The following is an 18,785-nucleotide window of genomic DNA, read 5'->3' as shown; positions in this document are numbered from 1 at the left end:
GTGTTTGGTTGATGTATTGCGAGTTATTTGGCTCGCTGATTAATTAGTACAATTTCAATCTAACACACGATTTCCAAAACGCACGAGTTGGGACTTTAATGTGATTTGTGTCACATTAATATATGGTTGCAAATTAATTATAAGTGATACGCATCACATTTACTGTCTGTAGTATTTTTACATTATGATAAAAAATAATATGTCAATAAAAATAAAAAGATCAACATCACAAAAGCGAATCGACTACATATTGATCTTATAGTGATGTCAATCACAAAATACAAAACTTTAGATCTTTATGAAAACTATAGTGTGATCAATATCACCTAACTCTATTTATTTAGAACCTGGAAATAAATAATGGAGGTTTACTGGGTTGATTTTGTAATTTTTATACAATAGTGATCTGGATCACTATGGGTTGGGTGAATGTTTTGTGGGTTGCTGGGGTTTATTAGTAATACAATAACAATCGAGATGGGTGGTTTCTGAGCAATGGGATGGTAAAAAAAACGCCATAGTAAAATCAAAAGCTCAATATAAAAGAAAAGCAACTGACTTCATCTATGGCGCGAAATGCAAATAGAGTGTCTATTTAAAATGAGTGAAAAGGTTGGGTTTTCACTCACCCAATAAAGGTAATCACAAAATGTGGAGCAAATATGGAGAAATTAGGGAAAAGCACGATCCGTTAGAAAGGATAAAGCAATTGCAGGTTAAGTGATGGCAAAAATGTGCTATATGTAAATTTACATAGGAAAACACTATACGAATTAAAGATCTGGTCGATGTTATTTAGCGTCTGGTCAATCTACAATGTTCGTTAACTCGTGAAGTACACAGGGAATAATTGCTTTTATGATAAGCCCCTCAATCAAGCTTAAAGTTCAGAGCTTTGGCCGATTTCTCTCAAATATGTTTTTGCCAAACATAGGTGCGTTCATTATTTGGGGGTTCATTGCTGCCCTTTTTCAGCAGTCAGGTTGGATACCTAATGAATCATTAGCTCAACTCATTGAGCCTATGATTATCTACTTTCTTCCTGTTCTTATTGGTTATACAGGGGGCAAGCTCGTTGGTGGTGAACGAGGTGCGATAGTTGGTGCAGCTACAACCATGGGGGCGATTGTCGCCACTGACGTACCTATGTTTATGGGAGCCATGGTTGTTGGTCCTGCTGGTGGCTGGGCAATAAAGCAGGTTGATAGCTTGCTTGAAGGTAAAATCAAAAGCGGCTTTGAAATGCTGGTGAACAACCTGACTGCTGGTGTTGTTGGCCTTTTTTGTACCATTCTTGCGTTCTATCTTGTTGGGCCGTTTATGGCCGTTATTGCTGGCTTCCTGACCATGGCGGTTCGATTCCTGATAGAGATGGGGCTGCTTCCACTAACATCGATTTTTGTTGAGCCAGCAAAAGTGATGTTCCTTAACAACGCCATTAACCACGGTATCTTCTCTCCGCTGGGCATTCAGCAATCATTGGAAGACGGCAAATCGATTTTCTTCCTGATTGAAGCAAACCCAGGCCCCGGTATTGGTATGTTGTTAGCGTATATCCTGTTTGGTCAAAGAACCATGCAGCGTAGTGGAGCAGGTGCGGCTATCATCCATTTCTTTGGGGGCATTCACGAGGTGTACTTCCCATATGTCTTTATGTATCCAAAAATGATCCTTGCCCTCATTGGTGGCGGGATGAGCGGTGTATTTGTGCTCTCTTTCTTTGATGCTGGTTTGGTTAGTCCTGCGTCCCCAGGCTCTATATTCTCGGTACTGCTTATGTCTCCACAGTCATCATTGATTGGAGTGGCTTTGTCTGTTATCGCTTCCGCAGCGGTTTCATTTGCGATTGCTTCAACGCTAATTAAAACGAAAAAGCCGGATACTGAGGAGTAATCCTATTTGATTCCATACTCTCTGCATATTTTCTGCTCATTGTTTGAGTAATCTAAAATGGAACTTATGCAGGGGGTAATATGAATACCAATAAACCAAGACTATTAAGACTTTCCAAACTGTCCGCTTATTTGCTGGCAGCATTGTCATGCACAGCCTCTGTTCAGGCTTCTCAGCAATCACTTTCCTATCCTGTCGTCGATACCAATCAAACCCAATGCCTGGGATTGAACGATAATCTCGATAGTTGTCCTGTACCGGGTGATGAAACCTACGGACAAGACTCGCAATACAAAGGCTTTCAGCCGGATTATGCCGACAACAATAATGGTACGGTTACCGACAACGTTACCCGGTTAATGTGGGCACAAACCGTTGATCTAGACGGTGATGGAAAGATCTCTGCGGCAGATAAACTCAGTTACTCTGAAGCGCTGACGTACGCCAAAAACTTAGATTTAGCCGGATATTCTGACTGGCGACTGCCTACCATAAAAGAGCTTTACTCCCTGATGATGTTTGATGGGGAAGATCCGAGCGGGATTGATGGCAAAAAAGGCGATGTATCCATTATGCCTTTTATTAATCACGAATATTTTGGATTCGACTCTGGTGACACAGAAGCAGGCGAGCGTCTGATTGACTCTCAATACGTGAGCAGTACTAAATACGTTTCAACAACCATGAAAGGAGATGAAACTGTATTTGGCGTTAATTTTATTGATGGAAGGATTAAAGGTTATGGCGTGACTTCCCCAAGAGGAGGAGACAAGACGTTTTACGTATTGGTCGTACGCGGCAACACAGACTACGGTATCAACGATTATCAGGATAACCGCAACGGCACTATTACTGATAAAGCAACGGGCCTTACATGGCAGCAGAGCGACAGTGAGATAAGCATGGACTGGCCCACAGCACTTTCTTATTGTGAAAATCTGGATCTGGTCGGGAACACTAGCTGGCGCTTACCAAATGCCAAAGAACTGCAATCGATAGTGGATTACAGTAAATCCCCTGATACTTCAGGTAGTGCTTCGATTGATTCAATGTTTAAAGCAACATCCATCGTGAATGAAGCGGGGAAACTGGACTACGCAAACTACTGGAGCAGCACAACTCATAAAAACCTTCGCAACAATAAAAATGGTGCATATATCGCGTTTGGGCGCTCGATGGGGAATATGAACGGAAGCTGGATGGATGTTCACGGGGCGGGTTCACAGCGCAGTGATCCTAAGGTCGATGATGGTAAAGACTACTCTCAAGGACATGGCCCGCAAGGTGATGCAGTGAGAACGGACAATTATGTTCGATGTGTGACCGATGGTGATACAAGCTTTGTGCAGGATCCGGTTACCAATATTCGAGAATCAAAAACCTATACGTTGACTGGAAACGAAGCGGGCACCTCATCCAAGCCTAAAAGAAGCAATAACTCCCTGCCTCAAATGGGAAATGACCGACAGATGTCATCTGGCAGGCCTTCTTCCGATCAACTGATCGATAAAATGGACAGAAATGGTGACGGGAAGCTGTCTAAGGCTGAGGTGAAAGGGCCACTGGCTAGAGATTTCGATCGTTTTGACAGAAACAACGATGGATACCTTGAAGCGTCTGAAATACCTGCACCACCAGGGCAAGGACGAAGATAAAAACTATGCCCTTGCATTCTGTGAATGTAAGGGTTTAGTTTTCCTTATCCACCATGTTTTCTTCTTTCAGTATCTTTTCTATCACTGGCCAACAATGTTTAAATCGCCAATCTTCTTCCCACCAATAGCACACGGATTCAAGATTACTGCATAAGTGATAAATTTTATCTTCTTTGCCTTCGTAATATGGATGGGCTAATACCTCTTCAATCTTCTCTACCACCTCTTCCCTAGAGGTTTTTTGATCTATATAGCTCAGCACATAGTTTGTAAGCTCAGAAAACAGTGCTCGGAGCGGCTGAGGTATTTTTCCTTCATAAACAAAGTAGTTTTTATCTATCACCATATTCTTATCCATATCTCCAGAAAAGCTACTCTAATATTAGTCGCAATTTTTGCAGGAAAAAATTTATTGCTGCGTATAAAATACGTGCCTCAATTTTTGATGAGTGAACTCATGAGTAATAACCGATTTGAAATCCTTGCCCCGGGTGGCGATGCAGACTCGATAAAAGCCGCTATCGTTGCAGGTGCAGATGCTGTTTATTGTGGTCTGGATAGGTTTAATGCCAGAAACCGTGCGACAAACTTGTCTGTTGAGGAACTCAATGAAGTGGTGAATATCGCTCATCAATATGACTGCAAGATATTTGTTACGTTGAATATCCTGATTCTGGAATCGGAAATCTCAGCCGTGATAGCGATGCTGAACCGGTTACTCAATACTGAAGTCGATGGTGTTATCGTTCAGGATGTTGGCCTCGCATATATCATTAAGTATTTTTATCCTCAGTTTGATGTGCATGCATCTACCCAGTTAAACACCCACAATGAAGGCCAGATTAAGTTCCTGCATCAGTTTGGTGTTAGCAGGGTGAACTTGTCGCGTGAGCTCAGTCAACCTGAAATTAAGCGTCTGGCAACTTATGGAAAGAAACACAATGTGTTGATGGAAGTGTTTGTCCACGGCTCATATTGCATCGGGTTCTCCGGACTTTGTTACGTGAGTTCAGTAAGAAATGGTGCTTCGGGTAACCGTGGGCGTTGCAGCCAACCTTGCCGTGATGAGTATGAGGTAACCGAAACTGGCTCAAAGTATCCGCTGAACATGAAGGACAACTCAGCCTATCAGGATCTTGAGTCGCTGGCAGACGCAGGTGTTTACTCATTAAAGATTGAAGGTCGAATAAAAGGGCCGCACTACGTTTATACGACAGTGAATAACTGGCGACGTCAGATAGATGGTTATTGTGACAATGGCTCGCTATCGGAAGATATGACAGAGCTATACACGGTTTATAACCGTGACTTCTCTGATGGCTACCTTAAGGGGAACATCAGTACAGAGATGTATACTGCGAATCCGCGCGACAACTCAGCTGATCACTTTGTTTCCTTGAGTGAAGATAAGAGCCCGGAAACAAAGAAAAAAATTAAACAAGCATTGTACGATACGAAAACACGGATCCTTAAAACGACAGAAGAAAAAATTGCAGAGCTTGTGGCTACACAACCAGTCGTTGGTGATGAAGCTTTGGCGAGAAAGGGCATTGATAAAACTCGCGTATTGAGCACATTAGCTACGGGTCTACAAAAACAACAACTAAAAAAACAGCAGCCAGAACCCCAGCAGGATAAGCTAGGGTTATCCGTATTGGTTTCGGAGGTTGACGAGATTTCTCAGTTTGAAGGCGCGGAGTTGTTCTTCCAGATGCCTGCTAACTTATCTCGTTTTCTTGAAAACACGGTAGCTACGTTTGAAACTAACCCAGATTTGACGGCTGTTTTTCCCGCCATTCTGATTGACAAAGACTACGATGCAGCCGTGGATTTTTTACATCAGGTAAGGCCAAAGCAGATCGTATTGAACAATACGGGGCTGGTATGGATTGCGAATGAACTTAATATTGACTGGATTGCAGGTCCTCAACTGAACATCGCCAACTCGTTTGCTCTGAAAGCTTTAAAAGAGGAGTTTAGCTGTTCGGGTGCGTTTATCTCTAACGAGATTAACGGTAATCAGATGAAGAAACTGGTTGCTCCAGAAGGATTCAGGCTGTTCTACAGCATCTACCATCCGGCATCCATTATGATCAGTCGTCAGTGTTTGTTTCAGCAAAGCTCGGGTTGTAAGAAGATTCGTATTAACAATGGCTGCTTGCCACGCTGCAGCAAGAACACATCCATCATTAACTTGAAAGACGCACCTTATATCGTCGACAAGCAAAAGGGGCAGTACAACCACCTCTATAGTCAGTATCACTATTTAAATATGGATGTTGTCGATGATATGCAGGGTCTCTACTCAGACTATATGGTTGATCTGAGAAAAATTCGCACTGAAACAAAAATCTCAATGAAAAACGAAGAGATTGTAAAAACGTTCAGGAACTTATTAGACGGAGATAAAAATGCCGTTGAAACGATTCAACGGCATATAGCGCCAACAGGCAACTCACAGTACAAGAAAGGTCTATAGCGAATCAGCCGGGAATACGACGCCAGTCTGCTGGCGTATCTCGGTGATTACTTCTGAAACCTCCAAAGATCGCTGAACGGCTGCTTCCTGCATTTCACCGGAGTTTATCTGTTCAGCGAAAGCAATCGCTTCATAAATCATAGAGTTTTCTTCTTGTTCCAGGGCAATGTGCTCTTTTTCCCTTCCTTTTTTCTTGATAGTAAATCCGGTACATTCCGAGAAATGATCAAGAATAATTGCGCCATCTTCACCCTGAATTTCACTTGGAATCACACCATCTGACACTTTAGAGTGCTGCACGGTCACAACAAAGTTTTCGTAGTTGAGAATGGCTGTACCGTGAGCATCGACACCAGAATCGAGAAGTTTAGCAGAGGCCAATACTGAGTCTGGCATACCAAAGAGTGATACGGCTGCAGCAACACAGTAGTATCCGATATCCATGATCGAACCATTGGAGAAATTCGGGTTAAAGGTATTCGGGTTCTGCCCGGCAAGGTATTTCTGATAACGGGAAGAATACTGGCAGTAACTCAGGTAGACATTTCTTAATCTGCCGACCTCTGGAAGATTTCTTTTTAGTTCGACAAAATTTGGCAGAAACTCGGTTTTGAAAGCTTCAAAAAGAATCACATCGTTAGCCCGAGCGGTCTCATACATCTTGGTCGTTTCCGCAATATTTGACGAAATCGGTTTTTCACAGATGACGTGCTTACCATTTTGCATCATCAGGCAAGCCTGCTCGCAATGAAAGCTGTTGGGTGATGCGATATAGACGGCATCAATTTCTGTAGCAGACGCTAACGCATCCAGGCTATCGTAGAATCGACATTCCTCGTGCTGAAGTGCCACTGCAAAGTGTTGAGCGTTACTTAGATCGCGGGAATAGATCCCCATTAGCTGGAACTCTTCAGACTCCAGCGCAGCTTCGACAAACTTTTCGGTAATCCAGTTTGTGCCAATAATGGCGAGATTAATCATAGTGCCTCTGTCTCTATTTTTGGGATGCAGGTATGGTCAAGATAAAAATCTGCTCTTGATAGTTTAGCCGTGTTGGCTGAGAAGGAAATAGGTATACATCGTATTTGGCGGATTCTTATCCGCCAATTTTCAACCAGTCTAAAAGCTTGTGTGGCCAGCTGGTTACCGATGAAGCTTCGTCTCGTTTAGATTTGCCGTGATAGTAACTGGAAAGTAGTTCGGTTCTTAGCTCCTGAGACTCAGTATTTAGCGCTTTTGCCAGCATATCAGCGCTTTGCTGAGCGTGATCATTCGCCAGGCTAAAGTCCATGTTCAAGTAGCCCTGAACCATTAACCATAGTTTTGTTACTAAGGAGAGTTCTATCAGTGCATCCGCTTCAAACTTATGTACCTGTTCATGGCCAACAGTATCTGCAAAGACATCATGCATAGACTGAATCGTTTCTATTTGAGGCTCTAGCTTGGCAACCGCTTCGATGTGGGACTTTGTGAGTAACCCCAAAAGCAGCATAACAGGGGGCTTGTCTGCTTTCTCATCGCACAGCTTATCAAAGAAGTCGGCTTTGTTTTCTACCGCTGCGCTAAATAGCTCTGCTTCTTTGTTTGTCAGGTGCAGAGTATCAACACCTGTAATTTCCAATTGTTGCTTCAGGTTGCTGACAATAATTTCTGACATATTACATCCCTTTCAATGTCACTACTTCTACTTCACACTCACCAGATGAAGTTGATACAAAAAGTGAGTTCCCGCTAATCATGACTGACAGCTCGGAAGTACGAGTTACCATAGTACTAAGCTGTTGAATCGCATCTGGGGAAAACTGAAACAGACTTACATTATTAAAGTCTAGTTTACTCTTACTTTGTTGCCACCAGATGTCACCTTTTCTATTAAAACTGTAGATAGAGACTTTGTCTGCAATTCGCGACGCTTTCTTCACCCTTTCTGAATCAGGCTCACCAACTTCTATCCAGCAACTAACTTGGTTGTCAGGTGTTTTTTGCCAGATATCCGGTTCTTCAATCGTGGATAGTCCTTTAGTGAAAGCAAGATCGGGATCAGCGTTAAGACAATAAGCCAGAACTCTGGCCATCATACGAGTGGTATTTTCAGACGGGTGCTGAGCTACCGTAAGGGAGAGTGAATCGTAGTACTCTCTGTTCATATCGGACAGAGAGATTCGGAACTTATATATCGTTGGTTTTAGAGCCAAAAGGCACTCCTACTTTCTCATGCGCGAAATGTACTCTTCCGCATTCGCTTGACGGGCTGCAGCTGCATGCTCTTTATCCACAACAGTTTTACCGATTGGGAACAGGGCGATGCCTGCGAGCTTAAGGTGTTGAATACTAAATGGGATCCCAATAATCGTAATGAAGCAGGCGATTGCAGACATGATATGACCAATAGCTAGCCAGATACCCGCTAATAGGAACCACAGTATGTTGCCGATAAGTCCCAATGGACCTGTTCCAATGTCACGCTTGCCGCTGAACTCTTCTCTATCTATGGCTTCTTTTCCGAACGGGAAGAAAGAAAAGTTGCCCATCACAATACAGGCTCGGCCCCATGGAATACCGATAATAGAGATAAAGGCCAGGACACCGACTAACCACCACGCAAGGCCCATAAAGACGCCTCCGAAGAGAAACCAGATAATATTGCCAAGTAATCTCATGTAACCTCCTTGTTGTATAAAAAAATAGCCAGTCACATGGACTGGCTATCGAAATTCTTTCTGTATTCTACAGAGAATTATACAGGCTTGATGTTCTCAGCCTGAGGACCTTTCTGGCCTTGAGTTACAGTGAACTCAACTTTTTGACCTTCAGTAAGAGTACGGAAGCCGTCAGACTGGATCGCGCTGAAGTGTGCGAATACGTCAGGACCGTTTTCTTGCTGAATGAAACCAAAACCTTTAGTTTCGTTGAACCATTTTACTGTACCAGTCACTGTGTTAGACATAGTCATTTTCCTAAATAAATAATGTGTTGACCCCTTTAGGGTGTACTTATAGCGTGGAAAAAATAGATTGCTATTTAGTTACAACACGAGGAAAGGGCTAACTTACCAACGACTTGTAAAACCTAAAACCAAAGCTCTTCTTTCTAGCCGTTAGGCAGCTTAAATCAATATTTTAGGAAGTCAACGATATTCGTATGAAGAATAGAGGTTTTTATTCTTATTTAACCTGATAATCCACGAATTTTTGCCCTGTATCACAGTTGTTTCTAAGCAAAAGTATCATTTATATCAACGATGTTTAGCGTTTTAACTTGTTATGTAAAAAAGCCCGGTTTTATTGATACCGGGCATAAAATTTTATTTCGATTTATTAGTGATTATGGAAGGATGGTGAAAATCTCTTCCTCTTCTAATCGCGCTTTCGGAAGAGAGGCGTTGAAGTCGGTTTCTTTACGGTAGCCCATCGCTACCAAAGCAACAGCTGTATAGCCTTTTTCCAGCAATCCAAATTCTTCATTCAGTGCTTTTAGATCGACACCTTCAATTGGTACCGCATCGACATTCAGAGCGCCAGCGCCAAGCAATACAGTACCCATGTTCAGATAGAGTTGCTTCTCCATCCAGTGCTGAGCATCTTTGAGATCAAATCGGTGCATATTCACAAAGTAGCTACGACCGTTATTGACGGTTTCTTTAAACTCAGGCTGAGGGAAGCGCCCCGCTTTTTCTTCACTCTCTAATATGTGTTGCACATATTCTTCATCGATTTGTGTTTTCGCGCAGAAAAGTACCACATGAGAAGCGTCAGTCACTTTCGCCTGGTTGAATACAAACCGATCGTGCGTACCCGCAGTCAGACGCTGTTTTGCTTCGTCGGATTCAGCAATAACGAAATGCCACGGTTGGGAGTTAACGCTTGATGGGCTAAAACGAAGTAGTTTTTTAATCTGATCAAAGGTCTCTGCCGGGATTTTCTTTTGGGAATCAAACTCTTTTGTAGAGTAACGAGATAACGCAACATCAGCGATGTTCATTGGAGTGTCTCCTTGGTCATTATTTTTTTCTGTCTGATTCAATAGTATGGGCGTTTATCGATTTAACAAGCATTCCATTGTTCAACTTACCTTAAAAAGTGTCGTGAAACTGTTCTAAATATTGAGCAGGTGTGACTCCGCGATTCTTTTTAAACATCCGGATAAAGCTGGCTGTGTTGGAGTACCCCAGTTTTTGAGCCGTGGTTTCAATGCTATGTCCATGGCTAAAAAGATTCACCGCCACGTTACTTAAAACATAGGCAGACAAGGTGGTGAAATCGATGCCTTGTTTGCGTAACCGACGTTGGAACTGCTGAACAGATAAACCAAGGAGATCGGCAACAGTGGTCACCTTTGGCATTCCTAAGTGTCGGGAGTAGTTTATGGTTTCGTAGATAACCTTGAGCTCATCTTCTGAAGTGGGCATAGCGAGGATGTCGTCCAGTTCAGAATAGCTCATTGCCAGGTTTTTCTTTTCCTGCCTGCCGACAAGTGCGGTGGTCATCCGCAGCTTGCTATGAAACCAGATTTCCGTTTTGGGCTGGTTCCACTCTACATTGCAACCAAAAAAGTCGTTGTAAAGTGTCGGTTTTTTGCTGCTTCCTGATAATTTGACTAACGCAGGGCAAAAATCCTGACCTAAGTATTGCCGTAACACTTTGGTTTGGAATATCGCCATACGCACGCCATCGTGCAACTTTAGGTAGGGCTCTATCGAGGCATTTTCGTATGTCCACTTCATATATGGACCTGCAACGTTCCCCCCTAAAAATACACCAGACTGAAAGCAGGATATTGAAGTGTTGATGCGTCTGATAGTCGCAGCCAGATCATGACCAGAGAAGAACCAACGAGAGATAACCCCTCGTTTGTTGATATCAATAGGAACTGAGAGAGCGAACATGTAATCCGGATCGTCTAGGGCTGATTCTAAGTTCCGGTACCACTTATTCACTTCGTTGATGGGAATCAGGCTCATCGGTTCACGGAATACGGATTCAGGGATGTTCTGTAACATCACCTGTTTACCATGCTTTTCTAGGCCAGACTGATAAATTCCGTCCAGAGTGATTGCCCGGAAAAAATGTCGATACTTCATCGTTAGATTAATTGAGTGAATTACATATTGATTCAATTATAGCTAAAAATTGACGTGATATGTATTTATTGTTCTGCTGGATAGCATCCCGACTATTCTGTGCCTACAGAGTTAATCGGAGAGTTTGATGAGTTTACTTAGTGTCCCATTTGTCGGTACAGGAGCAGATACCGCTTTACACGTTGTTGCAGGGATAGTCCTTTTATCCACGGTGGGTGGTGCTATTTACGGGGTCTGGCGCTTGCACGAATTACCTATCAGTAAAGCTCATAATCAAAACCATCATCAGATAGGTTTGATCACTGTACTTACCTGGATTGGGTTTGTCTGGCACTGGGTATGGGTGCTAGCGGTTATTATTGCTTTCGCAGATATCGAGAAAATGATCGTCAGATTGAGGGATATATGGAAAGGAGAAAACCGCAGTAAACCACAAGAGTCACCCGAGAAGGAGGTTGAATCATGCTAGAAGGTTTAGCTATCTGGGCGCTTTTTATCTACCTGTTAAGAATGGTAGGTATGCCCTGGAATAAATACAGCAAGAGTTTTGCCTATATCGGTGGTTCAACCTGGTTATTGTTTGTGTGGGTTGGGTTGATTAACTACACGCCTATGGACTTGTCTGGAGGTTCAGTCGTTCAGTCTCCTCATATTCAGCTTCGTCCGGACTCAACCAACGTAAAAGGCAAGGTTGATACTATTTTTATCAAACCGAACCAGTCTATCGAGAAAGGACAGCCGATTTATCAGCTAGATACTACGGCATATGAAATAGCGCTGAATAAAGCTAACGTTCAGTTAGACTCGGCACAGGCAGAACTTGAAAGTGCTGAACAGGAGGTGGTTATTGCCTCTTCCGGTTATGAGTCCAGCAAGCAGGATATTGAAACCGCGCAATCGCAGGTGGCATCAGCTAAAGCCGATCTAGCGCTACAGATTAAAACGTTGCGTCGTTATGAGGAGCAAAACCGGGTCGTTAAACACACCATTACGGAAAGTGATCTAGACAAGCAACGTACTGCGGTAGAGCTGGCGAAACAGAAGCTGGAAACTCTTGAATCTCAGTTAACATCTAAGAAACTGAGCAGTGAAAAAGCGTGGTTGGGTATCGAAAGTGCGCAACTGGCTGTCGCGAAGAAGCGAGCAAGTGTTGAGGCAGCGAAAGAGAATGTTAAGCAAGCGGAGTGGGAATTAAGCAGTACCATGGTCAATGCACCAGCAGATGGATTTGTCACTAACTTCATCCTGCGTGAAGGACAGCGCGTGTCGACAATGCCAAGGTTACAGATGTACACCGATGAGAAATATGTGTTGATGAGAGTGAATCATCAGGCAATAAGAAACATTAAACCAGGTCAGGCAGCTGAGTTTGCTTCCGCAGTTTATCCGGGCAAAGTTTTTTCTGCTGAAGTTGAAGGTATAGTTGAAGCGACAGGAGAAGCGCAGGGAACACTACTTGGCTTTGATGAGTCAGTAAGAGCGACAACCGGAAAAAACTTACAGAACAAGCACCACTTTGTAAGGCTAAAAATTGAAGAACCTGAAGGTTATGACATTCCAGTTGGTTCGGTTGGTCTGGCGTGGGTAAGTGGCACAAAACCAGTCGACTTTATGGCATTTCTTGATGTTATCCGTGGCATCATCCTGCGAATGAAGTCCCAGTTGTACTTCTTCTACTCTATCTAAAGATTACTTATCAATAGCCCTCTTATTCATTTAGGAGGGTTATGTGAGTAAATTGTTAATAGTAAACATATTTTTTACTTTGCGATAACAGGCAAAGTTTTATTTTTATTTTGTCTCTAAGCTGGGTATGTCGTTGGATTACCTAATAAAATAGATAAAGGTAAAAATTAAATGAAAGGATACCTAAGTTCTGGGGCAGGAAACCCAATCCCATTATCTTTCTCTCGTTTGCTGCTATTGTTGTCTGCTTTTCACGCCAGCAATGCCATCGCGGATGATGACATTGGATTGATTGATTCAGTTTCGTTCGCAGGCGGTTATGGAAAAACACTGTCTAAACTGGAAGATCTTAATCAAGGTGTCTCCGGTATCAATAAACCAGAAGAAAATGGCCTTGGGCTCAATTTTGCTCTTACTTTCTCTCCAGAGCTGATGGATTCTACCCGGGTGTATCTGGACTTTCAGGCTTTGATTCAGGATGACCGGAAGTTCAGTATTCCGGGTATCGGATTCCGGTATGATTTTAAACCGCAAACAGAGGCGTTTCAGCCGTATTCTAAATTGGGTGTCACATACGTCTATATGGAATGGGATAAAACGCCTGTCTCCAATGTGATAGCTAGTTCTAATTCAGGGCAAAGTCTAGGCATCGCGGGGCAGGTTGGTTTCGACTACTACCTGACTGAGAATTTCGCCCTTGGTGCGGTCGCTCGTATCGATAGTTACGATATCGGCTCGGTACTGGTCGCTGGGAACTCAGCCACGACAATAAACGAAACGCTAAGTTTATCTGCCATGTTGTCGATGACATATCGTTTTAATAAGCCACAAAGGGTTGAAACCGTTGCCGAAGTGGAAGTATATCGAGATGGAGATCAGGATGGTGTCTATGATCGTTATGACTTATGTCCAGACACGTTACATAGGGTACCAGTGGATGCGGATGGTTGTCCTTTAGATGCATTTGAAATGAGTCTGAACTATGAGTACGCCAAATATCAGATTGCAGGCATTACGACAGAAAGAGAGTTTCCGTTCGCTGAGTTTATGCAGAAAAATGGGACGTTTAAGGTTCTTATCATAGGGCATACCGATAATGTAGGTTCTGAACAGTTCAACCAAGAACTATCAGAAAAGCGTGCTGAGGAAGCGAAACAGTTCCTGTTAGATAAAGGCATCCCAGAAAGCCGGATTACAACGGTGGGGAAAGGCGAAAGAGGGGCGTTGTATTCGAATGAAAGTGCAGAGAGTCGTGCGTTGAACCGCCATGTAACAGTAACCTTCTACAATGCTAAGAGGATTGAGCCATGAGAAATATTGCGTGTCGATTCGTTAGTGTTCTGTTTCTAGGATTGGCTTTGCTGACCGGTTGTTCAAAATCTGACCCGGTTGTCATCGGTGGTAATGATGGAACGAAAACCCTTACTGTATCTCCGTTTGATAGTTCTATTTTATTAGGGACAACTCAGCAATTTTTTGCTCAACAAGTTGAGAGAGGGGGAGCATCTACGGATGTGTCATCTATAGCAACATGGAGTTCTTCCGATGCGAGTGTCGCAACTGTAAACAGCAGCGGTGTGGCAACAGCTGTCGCCACGGGTAGCGCTATTATTACCGCTACCTATGACGGATTAAGTGAGTCCGCTTTGTTGGTTGTTCACAATAAGTCAGTTTCGGCTGTAGTTGTGTTCCCGACGACTCAAAGCTCGACTATCGGTTTAAACAGAAATTTCTATGCAGTTGCTTATTACGCGGATCATACCGTTCAGAATGTAACGAGTTCGGCAACCTGGACGATTGAAGCCGCTGATAGTGCGATTGCAAGTGTCGTCAGCGCTGGTGTGATTAAGTCAGATTCTGCTGGTAGTGCCACAGTCGAAGCTACGTTCAAAGGGATACAAGGTACGGCTGAGTTGAATGTGGTTGCTGGTGTTCCTAGCGCTCTGCATTTGAATCCGGGTACTGCAACGATTCAACAGCAAAATACACTCCAGTATCAGGCTCTTTTAGAGCTCACAAACAGTAGCATCGTTGATGTGACCAACAATATGACCTGGTGGTCAGGTACTGAATCAGTCGCATCGGTATCAAATAGCACGGGTAAAATGGGGCTTGCGAAAGGACTTGCAGCCGGTAGTGCTTCTATTCACAGCACCGTATCCATTGTCGGTAGTGGGGGAACCAATGTTTTTGATAAGACGGGCTCTCTTACTGTTGAAGGAACGACATTAACCGAACTTCAGGTCAGCCCTTCCAGAGCGGACGTAAATGTTGGGGCATATGGGGCACTTAGAGCGACGGCTTACTACTCAGATGGGACATCGGAAGATGTAACAAATGCAGCAAGCTGGCAGAGCAGTAACACCAGCGTAGTAAAAGTTGGCACGGGGATATTTTTGCCGGGTTATGCTTATGCATTTACGGTTGGGCAGGCCAATATCATCGCCAGTTTTGGGACGAAAACAGCGACAGTTCCTGTAACGGTCGCGGCGCCCACTTTGGTTTCCGTGGATGTTAGCCCTAGTACGGCAACAATAGCGGTAGGAACACATCACGAGTTTAATGCTGTCGGTACCTATTCAGATGGTAGTAAACAAGATGTTACGTTACGTGCACAATGGAGTTCGTCAGATAAAGCAGTCGCAGCCATGGATAGTGAAATTGCCGGCTCGGTGAAGGCTGTTTCAGCAGGCAGCACCAATGTTATCGCTACTTTGAATGGTGTCTCCGGTACGGCGGCTATTACTGTGACAAGTGCAACACCAACAGGACTGGCTATAACACCACAGAATTCTGAAGTGTATGTCGGTGGTGGTCAGCGATTTAGTTCTACTCTTACCTTCTCGGATTCAAGCACTCAAGATGTGACCAGTAAAACGTACTGGACTAGTTCTGATTACAGCATTTTGAGTTTTCCGGCTGACGGTTCTTATATAGGCCAGCCAAGTGGACAAGCGGTGGGTGTGGGTGTCGCGGTCGTTACCGCAACTTATACAGCAGAAAATGGCACGGTATATACAGATACAACAAACTTCACAGTAACCAATGCGATTGTAACCGGACTTACAGTGACACCTTCAAGTTTGATCCAGGTTACAGGTCAGGAATATCAGTTAAAAGCAACGGCTAGTATGTCTGGTGGTACACCAGATCAAAATATAACGGATACGACAAACTGGACTTCCAGTAACCCTGAGGTTGCGAGTGTTAACCGTTATGGCTTGGTACACAGCTTGAGAGCGGGCAGCACAACCATTAAGGCGACGGAGAGTCCTTATAGCGAGTCTGTAAGTTGGACTGTTTTGAATCAAGAATTGATAAACTCCATCTCGATAAGTTGTGATGCATCAGCGGTATCAGTTGGCAGTACCATTAAGTGTACAGCAACAGGTGGTGATGGTTCTGGTTCAACTGCTGATGTGAGCAGTCAGGCTAACTGGACCAGTTCAGACACCGCTGCAGCGGCAGTGGACGAGTATTTTGAAAAGGCAGGTACTGTGACTGGTAAGAGTGCAGGAAGTACGAATATTAGTGCCACAATAAATGGCGTAACCAGTGCTATTGAGACCATCACGGTGAACCCATAAGTACATTTCATTCAAACAAGAGCTGTTTTCGGGCAGCTCTTTTCTCTCTGTTTTTGTTTAACGTTAATTCCTAAATTGATGATTCGAAGTCTGAACTCCATAATTTCTGCATACTTCTGTTTTACTATTACTCAGGATATATACTAACCAACAAGTGTGACTAAATAGGAAAAGCAGTGCGCCTCTCTATCTTCACAAAACTCTTCGTTTCTATATTGCTCGTCTGCGTTGTGAGCCTTGGTGTTATGACATTTATGATCAACTCAAATTTTAGAGTTGGGCTGCAAGGGTACTTAAACGACAAAGAAGTCGTGCGAGCAGAGACTCTGGTTGAGAATGTTAAGGCGTATTACACCGATAAATTTGGTTGGAGGCGGTTGGAGCGAGCACCTCATCTTTGGGCAGGATTGATTGGCAACCTTGGGGAACTGCCACCACCTCCTGGAAGGCCCGGTGCTATACGAATACCAAGCCAGAAGGACAAGTTATCTGCAGCTGAGACTGCACTGATTCCTTTTGGATTGCGAGTTAACCTTTTAGATAGTGACAGTCGTTCGGTTATTGGTCGTCCGGAAAACCTGCAATTGCCTGAGAAAAGCCACAAGCTAACTAAACTCGATATTATTGTAGATAACAAAACGGTCGGTTATGTCTCTATTGTGCAGAGCAATGAACTGTCAGGTGATCTGGCTGAAAGTTTCTTTGAACAACAAACTCGCAATGTATTCGTGATTGCTTCCATCACTATTTTTCTATCGTTTCTTATCGCATTTTTTATGGTAAGGCACTTTCTAAATCCTCTAAAGGCTTTATCGGATGGCGCTCAATCTATTGCGGAGGGTGAGCTCGACTTTCATATAGAAACGAAAGGAACCGATGAGCTTGCCGATCTCATTCGGACCTTTAATGGTGTTGTTTCGTCGCTAAAAATGCAAAAAGTGATGAGGGAGCAGTGGCTTTCGGATATCTCTCATGAGCTGCGAACACCGATTGCTGTATTAAGAAGTGAACTCGAAGCGATGCAGGATGGAATACGTAAGCCTGAACCCAGGTATATCGATTCACTCCATAATCAGGTGTTAACGCTAGGCAAGCTAGTGGATGATCTTCATCAGCTTTCCCTGACTGACAGTGGAATGAGCATCGACGTATCAACTGAAATAGATTTGGATGATCTGCTGGAGTCAGTAGCATCACAGTGCTCATCAAGGCTGGAGCAGAAGCAGATATCCCTGAAATTAGACAAAGACAATTATCATACAGTGATAATTAATGGTGATAGTAAATATCTGAATCAACTATTCACTAACTTGCTTGAGAACACCTATCGTTACACCGATGAAGGTGGTCATGCCGCTATTTCACTTACAGAGCAAAATGACCGAGTTCAGGTTGTCTTTGAAGACAGCACTCCAGGCGTGCCTGATGAGTCACTGCCGCATCTGTTTGAACGCTTATATCGGGTTGATAAATCTCGCAGCAGAGCGAGCGGAGGCTCTGGATTAGGGCTCGCGATTTGTGAAAACATTGTTCATGCACATAATGGAGTCGTTCATGCCGAACACTCGACCTTAGGTGGATTGCGGGTGGTTATAGAGCTCCCCAAAGCAGCTAATCTGAAGTAGTGGATTAAAGGAAAGAGAATGAGTGACAGACAAAAAACAGTATTAGTTGTTGAAGATGAGCCAGCACTTGCCGCGGTGCTTTGTGAGTATCTGCAGCATTCTGGTTTTACCCAACACTGGATAGATGATGGTGCGGATGTCATCAGTTGGGTGAAGCTGAATGCACCGGACCTTATTGTTCTGGATTTGATGCTGCCGCATAGGGATGGTCTGGACATCTATCGAGAGCTGCGAACTTTTAGTGACGTACCTGTTGTTATGGCAACGGCAAAAGTGGATGAGATCGACCGCCTGCTTGGATTAGAGCTTGGTGCAGATGACTATATTTGCAAGCCATATAGCCCACGAGAGTTAGTGGCGCGCGTTAAGAACATAATACGCCGTACAGGCAGAACAGTATTGGAGACGCAAGAGTCTCTATCCGTTCTAAATATTGAAGAAGCAAGTATGAAGGTAACGCTGAGTGGCGATAACGTTACGCTAACTCCGGCAGAGTTCCGGTTGCTGAACCACCTCTATAAACATCAGGGGCAAATATTTAGTCGTGACCAGTTGATGGGGCGCATTTATGAAGACGGAAGAGTGGTAACCGACAGAACTATCGACAGCCACGTCAAAAATCTGCGCAAGAAAATGTTAGAAGTGAACTCAGAATGCGATTTTATTAAGTCCATTTATGGGGTCGGTTACAAACTGGAGATTTAACAGCAATCTTTCTACAAGGGTTTGTCTTCCGGTGAGCTTGGTAGTACCTTTACCAGCAATCAATGCGCTCTAAAA

Annotated in this window: 16 protein-coding genes and 1 pseudogene; 9 read left to right on the top strand and 8 right to left on the bottom strand. The window is 43.7% G+C overall.

All coding sequences use genetic code 11. The annotated features are described in order from the left end of the window. Window positions 1-858 precede the first annotated feature (858 nt). Window positions 859-1,890 (top strand): annotated as a pseudogene (mtlA, locus tag SNR28_RS07380) (mannitol-specific PTS transporter subunit IIC); the annotation flags it as partial. A gap of 83 nt (window positions 1,891-1,973) precedes the next feature. Next, the gene (locus SNR28_RS07375; RefSeq protein ID WP_375748567.1) at window positions 1,974-3,548 is read left to right on the top strand and encodes a DUF1566 domain-containing protein; all 1,575 of its coding nucleotides are present in this window, start codon (window positions 1,974-1,976) and stop codon (window positions 3,546-3,548) included. Window positions 3,549-3,582: 34 nt separating this feature from the next. Here the strand turns inward: SNR28_RS07375 and SNR28_RS07370 are convergent, their stop codons facing one another. After that, window positions 3,583-3,906, bottom strand: coding sequence for a hypothetical protein (locus tag SNR28_RS07370; protein ID WP_375748566.1), 324 nt, complete (start codon window positions 3,904-3,906; stop codon window positions 3,583-3,585). A 99-nt stretch (window positions 3,907-4,005) separates the two neighbouring features. Between SNR28_RS07370 and SNR28_RS07365 the strand changes: the two genes are divergently transcribed. After that, window positions 4,006-6,027, top strand: coding sequence for a peptidase U32 family protein (locus tag SNR28_RS07365; RefSeq protein WP_375748565.1), 2,022 nt, complete (start codon window positions 4,006-4,008; stop codon window positions 6,025-6,027). On the opposite strand, the gene SNR28_RS07360 is transcribed toward SNR28_RS07365, so the two are convergent. From SNR28_RS07360 to SNR28_RS07330, 7 genes are all read right to left on the bottom strand, one after another. Continuing rightward, on the bottom strand, window positions 6,022-7,008 hold the full coding sequence (locus SNR28_RS07360; protein ID WP_375748564.1) for a Gfo/Idh/MocA family protein: 987 nt from the start codon (window positions 7,006-7,008) through the stop codon (window positions 6,022-6,024). The genes SNR28_RS07365 and SNR28_RS07360 overlap by 6 nt on opposite strands. Window positions 7,009-7,123: 115 nt before the next feature. Then, window positions 7,124-7,684 (bottom strand): hypothetical protein, encoded by a 561-nt coding sequence (locus tag SNR28_RS07355; RefSeq protein WP_375748563.1) that lies wholly within the window; start codon window positions 7,682-7,684, stop codon window positions 7,124-7,126. Window position 7,685: 1 nt separating this feature from the next. After that, window positions 7,686-8,222 (bottom strand): YaeQ family protein, encoded by a 537-nt coding sequence (locus SNR28_RS07350; RefSeq protein WP_375748562.1) that lies wholly within the window; start codon window positions 8,220-8,222, stop codon window positions 7,686-7,688. Between the two features lie 9 nt (window positions 8,223-8,231). After that, window positions 8,232-8,687, bottom strand: a complete 456-nt coding sequence (locus SNR28_RS07345) for a YccF domain-containing protein (RefSeq protein ID WP_375748561.1) — start codon at window positions 8,685-8,687, stop codon at window positions 8,232-8,234. A gap of 77 nt (window positions 8,688-8,764) precedes the next feature. After that, window positions 8,765-8,974, bottom strand: a complete 210-nt coding sequence (locus SNR28_RS07340) for a cold-shock protein (RefSeq protein WP_277823291.1) — start codon at window positions 8,972-8,974, stop codon at window positions 8,765-8,767. A gap of 377 nt (window positions 8,975-9,351) precedes the next feature. Then, window positions 9,352-10,008, bottom strand: coding sequence for an oxygen-insensitive NAD(P)H nitroreductase (gene nfsB / locus SNR28_RS07335; protein ID WP_375748560.1), 657 nt, complete (start codon window positions 10,006-10,008; stop codon window positions 9,352-9,354). Window positions 10,009-10,099: 91 nt separating this feature from the next. Continuing rightward, window positions 10,100-11,107 carry a helix-turn-helix transcriptional regulator gene (locus SNR28_RS07330; protein WP_375748559.1) on the bottom strand — a complete coding sequence of 336 codons (1,008 nt, stop codon included), beginning with the start codon at window positions 11,105-11,107 and terminating at the stop codon, window positions 10,100-10,102. A gap of 127 nt (window positions 11,108-11,234) precedes the next feature. Here SNR28_RS07330 and SNR28_RS07325 point away from each other — a divergent pair, with 127 nt between their 5' ends. The 6 genes from SNR28_RS07325 to SNR28_RS07300 all read left to right on the top strand — a co-directional run bounded on the left by SNR28_RS07325 (window position 11,235) and on the right by SNR28_RS07300 (window position 18,710). Beyond that, window positions 11,235-11,576, top strand: coding sequence for an MFS transporter (locus tag SNR28_RS07325; protein WP_375748558.1), 342 nt, complete (start codon window positions 11,235-11,237; stop codon window positions 11,574-11,576). Continuing rightward, entirely contained in the window at window positions 11,570-12,793 is a 1,224-nt protein-coding gene (locus tag SNR28_RS07320) for an HlyD family secretion protein (protein WP_375748557.1), read from the top strand. Before SNR28_RS07325 ends, SNR28_RS07320 begins: the two co-directional genes overlap by 7 nt. 171 nt (window positions 12,794-12,964) lie before the next feature. Next, window positions 12,965-14,104, top strand: coding sequence for an OmpA family protein (locus SNR28_RS07315; protein WP_375748556.1), 1,140 nt, complete (start codon window positions 12,965-12,967; stop codon window positions 14,102-14,104). Further along, window positions 14,101-16,380: an Ig domain-containing protein gene (locus tag SNR28_RS07310; RefSeq protein ID WP_375748555.1), complete on the top strand. Its 2,280-nt coding sequence runs from the start codon at window positions 14,101-14,103 to the stop codon at window positions 16,378-16,380. The genes SNR28_RS07315 and SNR28_RS07310 overlap by 4 nt, the downstream gene beginning before the upstream one ends. Window positions 16,381-16,634: 254 nt before the next feature. Further along, a complete protein-coding gene (locus SNR28_RS07305; protein WP_375748554.1) occupies window positions 16,635-18,005 on the top strand; it encodes an ATP-binding protein in 1,371 nt (456 codons plus the stop codon). An 18-nt stretch (window positions 18,006-18,023) separates the two neighbouring features. After that, window positions 18,024-18,710, top strand: a complete 687-nt coding sequence (locus SNR28_RS07300) for a response regulator (RefSeq protein WP_375748553.1) — start codon at window positions 18,024-18,026, stop codon at window positions 18,708-18,710. Window positions 18,711-18,785 lie beyond the last annotated feature (75 nt).

It is taken from the genome of Vibrio iocasae (assembly GCF_042245395.1).
GTDB classification, from domain to species: domain Bacteria; phylum Pseudomonadota; class Gammaproteobacteria; order Enterobacterales; family Vibrionaceae; genus Vibrio; species Vibrio iocasae.
This window is presented reverse-complemented; position numbering and strand designations above follow the sequence as displayed.

Bases quoted from the DNA above. Each gene is read 5' to 3' on its own strand.
- SNR28_RS07345 (WP_375748561.1), bottom strand. From the start codon at position 8,687: ATGAGATTACTTGGCAATATTATCTGGTTTCTCTTCGGAGGCGTCTTT.
- SNR28_RS07355 (WP_375748563.1), bottom strand. From the start codon at position 7,684: ATGTCAGAAATTATTGTCAGCAACCTGAAGCAACAATTGGAAATTACA.
- SNR28_RS07325 (WP_375748558.1), top strand. From the start codon at position 11,235: ATGAGTTTACTTAGTGTCCCATTTGTCGGTACAGGAGCAGATACCGCT.
- SNR28_RS07310 (WP_375748555.1), top strand. From the start codon at position 14,101: ATGAGAAATATTGCGTGTCGATTCGTTAGTGTTCTGTTTCTAGGATTG.
- SNR28_RS07305 (WP_375748554.1), top strand. From the start codon at position 16,635: ATGATCAACTCAAATTTTAGAGTTGGGCTGCAAGGGTACTTAAACGAC.
- SNR28_RS07360 (WP_375748564.1), bottom strand. From the start codon at position 7,008: ATGATTAATCTCGCCATTATTGGCACAAACTGGATTACCGAAAAGTTT.
- SNR28_RS07365 (WP_375748565.1), top strand. From the start codon at position 4,006: ATGAGTAATAACCGATTTGAAATCCTTGCCCCGGGTGGCGATGCAGAC.
- SNR28_RS07315 (WP_375748556.1), top strand. From the start codon at position 12,965: ATGAAAGGATACCTAAGTTCTGGGGCAGGAAACCCAATCCCATTATCT.
- nfsB (WP_375748560.1), bottom strand. From the start codon at position 10,008: ATGAACATCGCTGATGTTGCGTTATCTCGTTACTCTACAAAAGAGTTT.
- SNR28_RS07340 (WP_277823291.1), bottom strand. From the start codon at position 8,974: ATGTCTAACACAGTGACTGGTACAGTAAAATGGTTCAACGAAACTAAA.
- SNR28_RS07300 (WP_375748553.1), top strand. From the start codon at position 18,024: ATGAGTGACAGACAAAAAACAGTATTAGTTGTTGAAGATGAGCCAGCA.
- SNR28_RS07320 (WP_375748557.1), top strand. From the start codon at position 11,570: ATGCTAGAAGGTTTAGCTATCTGGGCGCTTTTTATCTACCTGTTAAGA.
- SNR28_RS07375 (WP_375748567.1), top strand. From the start codon at position 1,974: ATGAATACCAATAAACCAAGACTATTAAGACTTTCCAAACTGTCCGCT.
- SNR28_RS07370 (WP_375748566.1), bottom strand. From the start codon at position 3,906: ATGGATAAGAATATGGTGATAGATAAAAACTACTTTGTTTATGAAGGA.
- SNR28_RS07330 (WP_375748559.1), bottom strand. From the start codon at position 11,107: ATGAAGTATCGACATTTTTTCCGGGCAATCACTCTGGACGGAATTTAT.